The 11,290-nt window shown below is 73.5% G+C and carries 7 protein-coding genes; 2 read left to right on the top strand and 5 right to left on the bottom strand.

What is annotated here, in order from left to right; translation table 11 throughout:
- Positions 1-15: 15 nt before the first annotated feature.
- The 3 genes from IE124_RS01145 to IE124_RS01135 form a co-directional block, all read right to left on the bottom strand.
- Positions 16-1,473, bottom strand: a complete 1,458-nt coding sequence (locus IE124_RS01145) for an alpha/beta hydrolase family protein (protein WP_189503831.1) — start codon at positions 1,471-1,473, stop codon at positions 16-18.
- A gap of 132 nt (positions 1,474-1,605) precedes the next feature.
- Positions 1,606-2,022 (bottom strand): hypothetical protein, encoded by a 417-nt coding sequence (locus tag IE124_RS01140; RefSeq protein ID WP_189503828.1) that lies wholly within the window; start codon positions 2,020-2,022, stop codon positions 1,606-1,608.
- Between the two features lie 162 nt (positions 2,023-2,184).
- On the bottom strand, positions 2,185-5,937 hold the full coding sequence (locus IE124_RS01135) for an ABC transporter ATP-binding protein (protein WP_189503826.1): 3,753 nt from the start codon (positions 5,935-5,937) through the stop codon (positions 2,185-2,187).
- Positions 5,938-6,108: 171 nt separating this feature from the next.
- On the opposite strand from IE124_RS01135, the gene IE124_RS01130 reads away from it, so the two are divergent.
- On the top strand, positions 6,109-6,480 hold the full coding sequence (locus IE124_RS01130; RefSeq protein ID WP_189503824.1) for a hypothetical protein: 372 nt from the start codon (positions 6,109-6,111) through the stop codon (positions 6,478-6,480).
- 112 nt (positions 6,481-6,592) lie between these two features.
- Here the strand turns inward: IE124_RS01130 and IE124_RS01125 are convergent, their stop codons facing one another.
- Both IE124_RS01125 and speB read right to left on the bottom strand, forming a co-directional pair.
- Positions 6,593-8,275 carry a thiamine pyrophosphate-binding protein gene (locus IE124_RS01125; RefSeq protein WP_189503822.1) on the bottom strand — a complete coding sequence of 561 codons (1,683 nt, stop codon included), beginning with the start codon at positions 8,273-8,275 and terminating at the stop codon, positions 6,593-6,595.
- Positions 8,276-8,533: 258 nt separating this feature from the next.
- Positions 8,534-9,511 (bottom strand): agmatinase, encoded by a 978-nt coding sequence (speB, locus tag IE124_RS01120; protein WP_189503820.1) that lies wholly within the window; start codon positions 9,509-9,511, stop codon positions 8,534-8,536.
- Between the two features lie 119 nt (positions 9,512-9,630).
- Between speB and IE124_RS01115 the strand changes: the two genes are divergently transcribed.
- Positions 9,631-11,265, top strand: coding sequence for a PucR family transcriptional regulator ligand-binding domain-containing protein (locus IE124_RS01115; protein ID WP_189503818.1), 1,635 nt, complete (start codon positions 9,631-9,633; stop codon positions 11,263-11,265).
- Positions 11,266-11,290: the final 25 nt, after the last annotated feature.

Raw genomic sequence — 11,290 nt, 5'->3', positions numbered from 1 at the left:
GGTCGTACGAAGGGATTACGGGCGCAGGCCGTGCTCCCGGGTCACGTCCTCGTCGACCGCCTTGTCGAGGCGGGCGTCGAAGCGGGCCAGGGGCTGCGCCGCCTGCACGGCCGGGGCGGAGACGCCGGCCCAGGCCAGGATGCGGGCGGTGGCGTTCTCCCGCTCGGCCTCGACGAGCCCGTCGACGTTCGCGCCGTGGTTCATGCCGGGCGCGGTGTAGACGTAGCTGTCGCGCGCGCCCTTGCCGAGGTGGAACGGCTCGGCGCCCCACGGGTCGTTGCCGCCGTAGACGAACATCATCCGGTTCGCGTTCTTGCGGACCCAGTTGTCGACGTCCCGCATGGCCTGCGGCTGGAACTTCATCGGGATCGACTTCGGCACGAAGCTGCTGGCCGGCTGGTAGCCGTAGCGGCTCAGGCCGTTCAGGTGCGGCTGCTTGATGCTGGGCGAGCCGAGCTGGGTGGCCGCCTGGTAGTAGTACGGCGTGTAGTAGTCCAGGCCCTGGTCGGCGTAGGCGGCCCAGCCGGAGTAGGCGTCGATCGTCTCGTAGACGGTGTCGTCGCTCGCGGTCGCCGCGTCCGGGATCTGGTCGCAGACGTCCTGGCCGTAGTACTGCCAGAAGCCCCAGACGAAGTCGAGGACGACGGCCTCCCAGGCCTTGTCGAGCGAGCCGACCGTGTTGAACGTGGCTCCCTCGGCCTCGGCCCACTCCTTGTACTTCTTCTGCAGCGGCTCGCGGCGGACGAGGGCCTCGCGCTGCATGTTGTTCAGGCGGTCGCGGCAGTCCTTCGTGCCGACGTTCTCGAAGAACCGGTCGTAGGCCGAGTCCTCCTTGTTCACCACGTCGTTCGGGGCGACGTACGCGACGACGCCGTCCATGTCGCGCGGGTAGAAGCGCTCGTAGTAGGTGGCGGTCATGCCGCCCTTGGAGCCGCCGGTGGAGAGCCAGTTCTTGCCGTAGATCTTCTTCAGCGCGCGGAAGATCCGGTGCTGGTCGCTGGCCGCCTGCCAGATGTCCAGCTTCGACCAGTCGGCCGGCTGCGGGCGCGACGGCGTGAAGAAGCGGTACTCCATGGAGATCTGGTTGCCGTCGATGATCCGCGTCGGCTCGGTGCGGCTGGGGGTGGTGCTCAGCCCGTAGCCGCTGGTGCGGAAGACGGTGGGGCGGTCCGTGTCCTTGTGGAGGACCGAGAGCCGCTGCTTGAACGTGCCCGCCCACGGGCGGTTGTGGTCGATCGGCTGGACGTACTCCAGGACGAAGTAGCGGTAGCCGGCGTAGGGCTTCTCCTCGATCAGGCTCATCCCGGGGATAGCCAGGATGCGGTCCTTGATGTCCGCGCTCTGCGTGTCAGCGCTCTGCGAGTCGGCGACGGCGGTGGTGTCCTCCGCGTCCGCGGCGGTGGCCACGCCCGTGGAGCCGACGGTGCCTATGAGCACCGAGAGCGACACCAGCCATCTGAGCGACTTGCGCATTCGTCCTCCCCTTGGTTCACAACGGTGTCGCGAACCTAGCGGGGGCAACGTGTGGACCGCCAGACCCAGTTGGTCCTTACCCTTGGACTTTCCTGTGCATCAGCAGAGGAACCGGGACGGACTCAGCGCCGGTCAGCACAGGATCCAGCCCGTGGACCTGCCCTGTCCGGCCACCGAACCGTAGGCGCGGACGCAGCGGTTGAGGGCGTGGACGGTGACGGGCCCGGCCTGCCGGCCGAACCGTCCGGCCTTGACGACGGGGCGGCCGCCGCGCGGCTGGAGGGAGACGGTCATCGGGCGCGCGGCGCCGGGGCGCTTGGCGACGGTGACGGCGCAGGCGTAGTGGCGGGTCTTGTAGAGGCGCAGCTCGCCGCCGGCGAAGGAGTAGGTCTTGGCCGGGCGGCCGTGGCAGACGGAGACGGCCTCGGCGGTCCCGGCGCCGGGACCCGGCAAGGGGAGCAGGAGCAGGGCGAGGGCGCCGAGGAGCGGGGCGAGGACCCGAACGAGCAGCCGTCGGCGGCGTGGTGCGGGCGTGGTGTCCGTGGGCATGCGGTCCCCTCCCGAGGGGTCGCCGTACGAACGTACGGAGATGCAGGCGTACGGGCGTACGACGCACCAGCCATCGGAATGGTTGCCTCCGGCAGAGGTGGTGCCCCCTCATGCGCCCCACCGGTCAGCCCGTGCTCGGACCCCGTCCCCGCCCGCCCCGCCTCACACCCGCTCCGGCTCCTCCTCGTCCACGGCCTCGCCGATGAACGTGCTCCACAGCGCCGCGTACCGGCCGCCCAGGGCGAGCAGTTCGTCGTGGGTGCCGTCCTCTACGACCCGTCCGTGGTCCATCACGACGACCCGGTCGGCGCGGGCCGCCGTGGTCAGGCGGTGGGCGACGACGAGCGTCGTCCGGCGGCCCGCGAGCCGGTCGGTGGCCTGGTTGACCTGGGCCTCGGTGGCGAGGTCCAGGGCCGCCGTGGCCTCGTCGAGGAGCAGGACGTCCGGGTCGACGAGCTCGGCGCGGGCGAGCGCGATGAGCTGGCGCTGCCCTGCCGACAGGTTCCGGCCGCGCTCGGCGACCTCGTGGAGGTAGCCGCCGTCGAGCGTGGCGACCATCTCGTGCGCGCCGACCGCGCGGGCCGCCGCCTCGACCTCCGCGTCGGTCGCCGCGGGGCGGCCGTAGGCGATGGCGTCCCGGACGGTCCCGGCGAAGAGGTACGCCTCCTGGGGGACGACCCCGAGCCGGTGGCGGTACGCGGTGAGGTCCAGGTCCCGCAGGTCGGTGCCGTCGGCGGTGACACGGCCGCCCGTCGGGTCGTAGAACCGCGCGACCAGCTTGACCAGGGTCGACTTGCCCGCGCCGGTCTCGCCGACGAAGGCGACGGTCTGCCCGGCCGGGATGCGCAGGTCGATGCCGGTGAGGGCCGCGTCCTCCCCGTCGCGGACGTCGGAGCCGTACGAGAACGACACGTCCTCGAAGGCGATCTCGCCGCGCAGCGACCGCACGTCCCGGGGCGCGTCGGCGGCGGCCGTCGACGTCGGCTCCTGGAGCAGCTCCTGCATCCGCTTCAGCGAGATCGCGGCCTGCTGGTAGCCGTCGAAGACCTGCGACAGCTGCTGGACGGGGGCGAAGAAGAGGTCGATGTAGAGGAGGTAGGCGACGAGCGCGCCGGTGGTGAGGGTGCCGCCGTCGATGCGGTTCGCGCCGACGATCATGACGGCCGCGGCGGCCACCGAGGACAGCAGGGTCACGAAGGGGAAGTAGATCGATATCAGCCACTGGCCGCGGACGCGCGCCTCGCGGTACTCGTCGCTGCGTGCGCCGAAGCGCTCCACGCCCGCGTGCTCGCGGCGGAAGGCCTGCACGATCCGGAGTCCGGAGACCGACTCCTGGAGGTCGGCGTTGACGACGCTGATCCGGTCGCGCGCCAGCTCGTACGCCTTCACGCTCGACCGGCGGAAGAAGTACGTGGCGACGGCGAGGACCGGCAGGGTCGCGAAGACGACCAGGGCGAGCTGGAGGTCGAGCACGAGCAGCGCGACCATGATCCCGAAGAAGGTCACGACCGAGACGAAGGCGGTGACAAGACCCGTCTGGAGGAAGGTGGACAGGGCGTCCACGTCCGTGGTCATGCGGGTCATGATCCGGCCGGTGAGCTCGCGCTCGTAGTAGTCCAGGCCGAGGCGCTGGAGCTGGGCGAAGATCTTCAGGCGCAGGGCGTAGAGGACCCGCTCGCCGGTGCGGCCCGTCATCCGGGTCTCGGCGGTCTGCGCGACCCACTGCACGAGCACGGTGACCAGGGCGAGCGCGGAGGCCGCCCAGACTGCGCCGATCGCGAGCCGGTTCACGCCCTCGTCGATGCCGTGCCGGATCAGGACGGGAAGCAGGAGGCCGGCGCCCGCGTCGAGGGCGACCAGGCCGAGGCTGATGAGCAGCGGGACGCCGAAGCCGCGGAGCAGCCGGCGCAGGCCGTAGCTGTCCTCGGGCGAGACGGCGCGGGACTCGTCGATCCCGGGGGTGTCGTCGGCGGGCGGCAGGGCCTCGACGGCGGCGAGCAGCTCGGGGGTGGCTCCGGGGGCCGGGCTCTCCTCGGCGGTGCCCGCGTCCCGTACCCACAGGGCGGGGGTGATGCCGCGCTCGGCGTCGAACTCGGCGTCGAGCTCGGCCCGCAGCGTGGCGTCCTCGGGGACGTCGGCGGGGAGCACATGGCCCGGCGAGACGGCGCCGAGCTCGTCGGGGTCGGTGAGGAGGCGGCGGTAGAGCGCGGAGCGCTCCTCCAGCTCCTCGTGGGTGCCGATGTCGGAGAGCCGCCCGTCGTCGAGGACGGCGATGCGGTCGGCGAGGCCGAGGGTGGAGCGCCGGTGGGCGATGAGCAGGGTCGTACGGCCCGCCATGACCGACTTGAGGGCCTCGTGGATCTCGTGCTCGACCTTGGCGTCGACGGCCGAGGTGGCGTCGTCGAGGAGGAGGAGACGGGGGTCGGTGAGGATCGCGCGGGCGAGGGCGATGCGCTGGCGCTGGCCGCCGGAGAGGGTGAGGCCGTGCTCGCCGACCTTGGTGTCGTACCCCTCGGGCAGCTCGGCGATGAACCGGTCGGCCTGGGCGGCGCGGGCGGCGGCGTCGATCTGCTCCTGGGTGGCGTCGGGGGCGCCGTACGCGATGTTGGCGCGGACCGTGTCGGAGAAGAGGAACGAGTCCTCCGGGACGAGCCCGATCGCGGCGCGCAGGGAGTCGAGGGTGAGCTCGCGGACGTCGTGGCCGCCGACGAGAACGGCGCCGTGGGTGACGTCGTAGAAGCGGGGCAGGAGGAGCGAGACGGTGGACTTGCCGGAGCCGGAGGCACCGACGACGGCGACGGTCTCGCCGGAGCGGATCTCCAGGGAGAAACCGTCGAGGACGGGGCTGATCTTGCCGTTGGCCCCGTCGTAGGCGAAGCTCACGTCGTCGAACTCGACCGTCGCTGGCGCGTCGGCCGGGAGCTCCTTCGTCCCGTCCTGGATGACGGGCTCGGTGTCGACGAGGTCGAGGACCCGCTCGACGCCCGCGCGGGCCTGCTGGCCGACGGTGAGGACCATGGCGAGCATCCGGACCGGGCCGACGAGGGACGCCAGGTAGGCGGAGAAGGCGACGAAGGTGCCGAGGGTGATCTGGCCGCGGTAGGCGAGCCAGCCGCCGAGGGCGAGGACGGCGACCTGGCCGAGGGCGGGTACGGCCTGGAGGGCGGGGGTGTACTTCGCGTTCAGCCGGATCGTCCGCAGGCGCCCGGCGAAGAGCTTCCGCCCGGCCTCCCGGATCTTGCCGGTCTCCTGGTCCTCCTGGCCGAAGCCCTTCACCACGCGGACGCCGGTCACGGCCCCGTCGACGACGCCTGCGACCTCGGCGGCCTGCTGCTGGGCGTGCCAGGTGGCCGGGTGGAGGCGGGTGCGGCTGCGCTTGGCGATGAACCAGAGGGCGGGGGCGACGGCGAGGGCGACGAGGGTGAGGGGGATGGAGAGCCAGGCCATGACGGCCAGCGAGATGACGAAGAGCAGGATGTTCCCGATGGTCATCGGGAGCATGAAGAGAAGACCCTGGATGAGTTGCAGGTCGCTCGTGGCGCGGCCGACGACCTGCCCGGTGGACAGCTCGTCCTGCCGCCGCCCGTCGAGGCGGGTGATGGTCCCGTACATGTCGGTACGGAGGTCGTGCTGCACGTCCAGGGCGAGGCGGCCGCCGTAGTACCGGCGGACGTAGGTGAGGACGTACACGAGGACGGCGGCGCCGATGAGGAGGCCGGTCCAGACGCCGAGGTCCCGGGTCTTGGTCCCGATGACGTCGTCGATGATCACCTTGGTGACGAGCGGCACGAGGGCGAGGACGGCCATGCCGACGAGCGACGACCCCAGCGCGAGCACCACATTGGCCTTGTAGCGCCACGCGTAGCCGGTCAGCCTGCGCGCCCAGCCCTGTTGTTTCTCCCCGACCGCCGCCACGAGTGGCCTCCCATTCGTCCTTCTCTACCGGAAGGCCCAACACGGCTGGGCTGCGATTTCATCCCGCCGCAACAATTAGCGACCCGGAGTCGCGTGTTCCCCGCCGGGGCGGACGGGGTAGGGATCACGGGCCGCCAGGGGGCGGCGCACTCGACGCCAGGAGGGGGCGACATGTCGGAGGCCGAGCGCAGGCCGGCGTATCTGTGCGGGCAGCTCCACGCCGCGCTGCGCGCGCTGGAGAGCATCGGGGCGCGGACCAACAGGCTCGCGGAGACCGGGACGCTGTACGAGACGGCCCGGTCGCCCCAGAACAAGCTGCGCCAGCACCTGAGGCTGGCGGGCGAGCACGTCGTGGCCGCCGTGGTGCGGGGCGAGGCCCACGCCAAGGCGGCGACGGAGGTCTTCCAGGGCATACCGGCGTTCATCCCGCCGAAGGGGATTCCGTCGCGGCCCCTCGACAACACCGAGTCCGCCCTTTTCAGCGAGGGCTACAACGAGCAGTTGAGCGCCTACAAGGAGAAGTACGGGGCGCTGTTCGCCTGAGAGCGGGTGCCCCGGCCCCGGCGCCCGGCGGGGCGGCGGGGCGGCGGAGCCGCCGGGGCCGGCGGGTCCGGGGCCGGCGGGTCCGGGGCGGGCGGCCCCGGCTCCGCGCGGCTCAGAGGTGCGTCGGCTCGAACATCCGCAGCAGGGCCGGGAGGACGACCACCGACGGGCCGGGGGTCGCCAGGGCGCTCTTGAGGTCCGCCGTCAGGGTTTCCGGGGTCGTCAGGGTCGCCGGGACGCCGAAGGACTCGGCGAGGGCGACGAAGTCCGGGCGGGTGAGCTCGGTGCCCGTGGTCTCGCCGAAGGAGTCCGTCATGTACTCCCGCAGGATGCCGTAGCCGCCGTCGTCGACGATCAGCCACGTCACGTCGAGGCCGTACTGCTTCGCCGCCGCCAGCTCCGCGATCGAGTACATCGCGCCGCCGTCGCCGGAGACCGCGAGGACCGGTGCGGACGGGTCCGCGACGGCCGCGCCGAGGGCGGCGGGGAAGGCGTAGCCGAGGCCGCCGGCGCCCTGGGCGGAGTGCATCGTGTTCGGGTGCCGGGCGTCGAAGGCCGACCACGCCCAGTACGACAGGATCGTCATGTCCCAGAAGCTGGGGGCCCGGTCCGGCAGCGCCTCGCGCACGGCGGCGACGATCCGCTGCTCCAGGCCGAGGTCCTGGGCGGCGATCCGGTCCCGGACCTTGCCCAGGACGGCCGCGACCCGCTCGGGGGCGGCCGGGTCGGTTCGCTCGCCGACCGTCTCCAGGAGGGCCTGGAGGGCGAGCCGGGCGTCCGCGTGGATGCCGAGCGCCGGGTGGTTGGACTCCAGCTTCCCGGCGTCGGCCTCGATCTGGATCACCCGGCCGCGCGGGGCGAAGGTGTGGTAGTTCGAGGACAGCTCGCCGAGGCCGGAGCCGACGACGAGGAGGACGTCGGCGTCCTCCAGGAAGTCGGTGGTGTGCCGGTCCTCCAGCCAGGACTGGAGCGAGAGCGGGTGCGTCCAGGGGAAGGCGCCCTTGCCGCCGAAGGTGGTGACGACGGGCGCGTCGATCCGCTCGGCGAGCGCGCGGAGTTTGCCGGAGGCGTCGGAGCGGACGACTCCGCCGCCGGCGATGATCACGGGCCGGGCGGCCTTCGTCAGCAGGTCGGCGGCGACCGCGGTGAGCTCGGGGCGCGGGGCGGTCTCCTCGGGCGTGGCGTCCATCGCCGTGACCACGGGCAGCGGGGTCTCCGCGAGGAGCACGTCCTGCGGGATCTCCACCCACACCGGCCCGTGCGGGGCCGTCAGCGCCGACTCCCAGGCCGCCGCGATCGCGGACGGGATCTGGGACTGCGTACGGACCGTGTGGACGGACTTCACGACGTCCCGGAAGGAGGCCTGCTGGTCGCGCAGCTCGTGCAGGTAGCCGTGCCGGCCGCCGCCGAGGCCGGCCACCGGGATCTGGCTGCCGATCGCGAGCACCGGCGCCGAGGCGGCGGCCGCTTCCTGGAGCGCGGCGAGCGACATGAGCGCGCCGGGCCCGGTGGAGAGCATCAGCGGGGCCGCCTCGCCGGTGATCCGGCCGTAGGCGTCGGCGGCGAAGCCGGCGTTGTTCTCGACGCGGAGGCCGACGTAGCGCAGGGAGGAGCGGCGCAGGGCGTCGAACATGCCGAGCGCGTGCTGACCGGGCAGGCCGAAGACGGTCGTCGCGCCGAGCCCGGAGAGCGTCTCGACGACGAGGTCACCGCCGGTGCGGCCCTTCGGGGGGTTGAGCGCGGCGGCGGTCTGCGCCTCGGTGGGGCGCAGCACCAGGTCGTGGTCGTGGGTCATCGGTCCCTCGGGGCGTGGCTCGGTGGTCGGGTGCGGCCGGGCGGCCCGCCCGGCCCGGCGGCCAGGGGGTGTCCGGAAAGTAGCGCCGTCTGCCCGCAGGGCAGGGCCCGCGGCGTCTGGTGCGTGCGATCGCAAGGCGCCGGGATGCCCGCGTAGCTCGCTACGTGGGCATTCTGGCAACGCGGCGAGCGTGCGTGCCAGACGTCGCGGGCCAGGCGGGACTTTCCGGACACCCCCTAAGCCGGGCCGGAGGGGAGGTTACTTCGCCTCGCGGCTCGCCGCGATCTGGCGGGACATGATCGTGGTCAGCTCGTACGCGGTGTGCGAGGCGGCGACGGCGGTGATCTCGGCGTGGTCGTAGGCCGGGGCGACCTCGACGACGTCGGCGGAGACCAGGTTGCAGGAGGACAGGCCGCGCAGGATCTCCAGGAGCTCGCGGGAGGTCATGCCGCCGGCCTCGGGGGTGCCGGTGCCGGGCGCGTGGGCCGGGTCGAGGCAGTCGATGTCGATGGAGATGTACAGCGGGCGGTTGCCGATGCGCTGGCGCAGCTGGTCGGCGACCTCGTCGGCGCCGCGGCGGTAGATGTCCGCCGAGGTGACGATGCCGAAGCCCATCTTCTCGTCGTCGGTCAGGTCCTGCTTGCCGTAGAGCGGACCGCGGGTGCCGACGTGGGAGAGCGCCTCGGTGTCGAGGATGCCCTCCTCGACGGCCCGGCGGAACGGCGTGCCGTGGGTGTACTCGGCGCCGAAGTACGTGTCCCAGGTGTCGAGGTGCGCGTCGAAGTGGAGCAGGGCGACGGGGCCGTGCTTCTTGGCGACGGAGCGCAGCAGCGGCAGCGCGATGGTGTGGTCGCCGCCGAGGGTCATCATGCGGGCGCCGGTGCCGAGGATCTCGTCGGCGGCGGCCTCGACGGTCTCGACGGCCTCGTTGATGTTGAACGGGTTGGCGGCGATGTCGCCGGCGTCCGCGACCTGCGCGAGGGCGAAGGGGGAGGCGTCCTGCGCGGGGTTGTAGGGGCGCAGGAGGCGGGAGGCCTCGCGGATGGCGTTGCCGCCGAAGCGGGCGCCGGGGCGGTAGGAGACGCCGCTGTCGAAGGGGACGCCGACCACGGCGATGTCGGCGGTGCCGACCTCGTCCAGTCGCGGCAGCCGCGCGAACGTCGCGGGACCGGCGTACCGCGGGGTGCGGGACGAGTCGATCGGGCCGCGCGGGGTGTTCTGGTCGCTGCTGCTCATGGTCGGGGTCCTCCTGGGGTGTGGGTGGGTCCGGCTCGACAGTAAGTGGCCCGAAAGCGACATTGAAGTGTACGTTCCCTCCACTGTACGGACTGAGAATGTACGAAGGGTCCACTGTGATGGCCACGCCGACCTCACCGATCCCGCCGAGCTCGCCGACCCCACCGATCTCACCGATCTCACCGAGCTCACCGCCCGCCCCCGAGCCGGGCGCCACTCCCCCGGCGCCGCCGGTCCCTCTGGCCTCGCTGCTCGCCCGCCGGGACCTCGGGCTCCGGCTGCTCGCCGGTTCCGGGGACGTGCCGCTGCACTGGGTCCACACCTCGGAGATGGCCGACCCGTACCCGTACCTCCTCGGCGGCGAGCTGCTCATGACGGCGGGCGTGCAGCTCACCGACCCGACGCGCTACGTCGAGCGGGTCGTGGAGGCGGGGGCGGCGGCGCTCGGCTTCGGCGTGACGCCGGTCTACGACACGGTCCCGGCGGAGCTCGTCGAGGCCTGCGCGCGGCACGGCCTCCCGCTGGTCGAGGTCCCGCCCAGAACCCCGTTCACGGCGGTGGCGCGGGCGCTGTGGCGGCTGATGGCGGAGGCCAGGCTGCACGAGCTGCGCCGGGTGACGGAGGCGCAGCAGTCCCTCGCGACGGCCGCGGCCCGGCCGGCCCCGGTCCCGGCGGTGCTCGGCGCCCTCGCCTCCCGCCTCACGGGGCGGGCGGTGCTCTTCGGGTCGGACGGCACGGAGTCGGCGGCGGCCGGCCGGGAGGTCCCGCCGGAGGCGGCCCGGGCCCTGCGCGAGCTCGCCGGGGTGCTCGGCCCGCGCCCGGGAGGTCCCGCCTCGGCGAGCGGGGACGGTGGCGGGTGGCGGCTCGCGGCGTACGCGCTGGGTGGCCGGGACGGCCTGACGCTCGGGGTGGCGACGGAGCGGCGCGACCCGGGCGACCACACGATCGCGGGCGTCGCGGTGGTCCTGCTCTCGCTCCTCACGGCCCCGCACCGGGGCGCGGACGTGACGGTACGGGACGGGGCCCTGGTCCGGCTCCTCCTGGGCGCGGCCCCCGGGGAGGCCGCGGCGGCGCTGGGCCCGGGCCCCTGGACGGTGGTCCACGCCCGCGGCGGCGACGGCACCCCGTTCGCGGCGGCCTCGCTGGCGGCATCGCTGGGGACGGCCCTGGTGGACGCGGGTGCGGGTGCGGGTGCCACTCCGGCGACGGCCCTGGTGGACGCGGGCGCGGGCGCGGGTGCCACTCCGGCGACGGCCCTGGTGGACGCGGGTGCGACTCCGGCGACGGACTCCGCCGGAGCCGCACCCGGGGCGGCCCCCGCCGCCGTACGGCTTCTCCTCCCCGCCTCGGCGCCCCTCACCGCCCAGCCCGGCTGGACGCTCGGGGCCGCCGCCCCCGCCCACGCCCGGGACCTCGCCGCGGCCGACGCGGAGGCCGCGCGGGCCCTGCGGCGCGCGGAGGCGTCCCGTACTCCCCTGGCCCGGCACCGTCCCGCCGGGTTCGGGGGGCTCGTGGACCCGGCGGAGGCCGCCGCGTACGCCCGTACCCTCCTCGCCCCGCTCGCCGAGCCGCTCACCGAGACCTTGCGGGTCTGGCTCTCGCTGCACGGCAGCTGGGACCGGACGGCGACGGCGCTGGACGTCCACCGCAACACCGTCCGGCAGCGCATCGCGCGCTGCACCGCGCTCCTGGACCGGGACCTGGACGACCCGGACGTACGGATGGAGCTGTGGTTCGCGCTCGCGTCCCGGTGAGGGGACCGGGAAGGTGGTTCCCTCA

Source organism: Streptomyces narbonensis (assembly GCF_014649015.1).
Classification (GTDB): domain Bacteria; phylum Actinomycetota; class Actinomycetes; order Streptomycetales; family Streptomycetaceae; genus Streptomyces; species Streptomyces narbonensis.
Note: the sequence above shows the minus strand (reverse complement) of the source record. Positions and strands in the feature narration are given on the sequence as shown.

Bases quoted from the DNA above. Each gene is read 5' to 3' on its own strand.
- IE124_RS01145 (WP_189503831.1), bottom strand. From the start codon at position 1,473: ATGCGCAAGTCGCTCAGATGGCTGGTGTCGCTCTCGGTGCTCATAGGC.
- IE124_RS01125 (WP_189503822.1), bottom strand. From the start codon at position 8,275: ATGACCCACGACCACGACCTGGTGCTGCGCCCCACCGAGGCGCAGACC.
- IE124_RS01140 (WP_189503828.1), bottom strand. From the start codon at position 2,022: ATGCCCACGGACACCACGCCCGCACCACGCCGCCGACGGCTGCTCGTT.
- speB (WP_189503820.1), bottom strand. From the start codon at position 9,511: ATGAGCAGCAGCGACCAGAACACCCCGCGCGGCCCGATCGACTCGTCC.
- IE124_RS01130 (WP_189503824.1), top strand. From the start codon at position 6,109: ATGTCGGAGGCCGAGCGCAGGCCGGCGTATCTGTGCGGGCAGCTCCAC.
- IE124_RS01115 (WP_189503818.1), top strand. From the start codon at position 9,631: ATGGCCACGCCGACCTCACCGATCCCGCCGAGCTCGCCGACCCCACCG.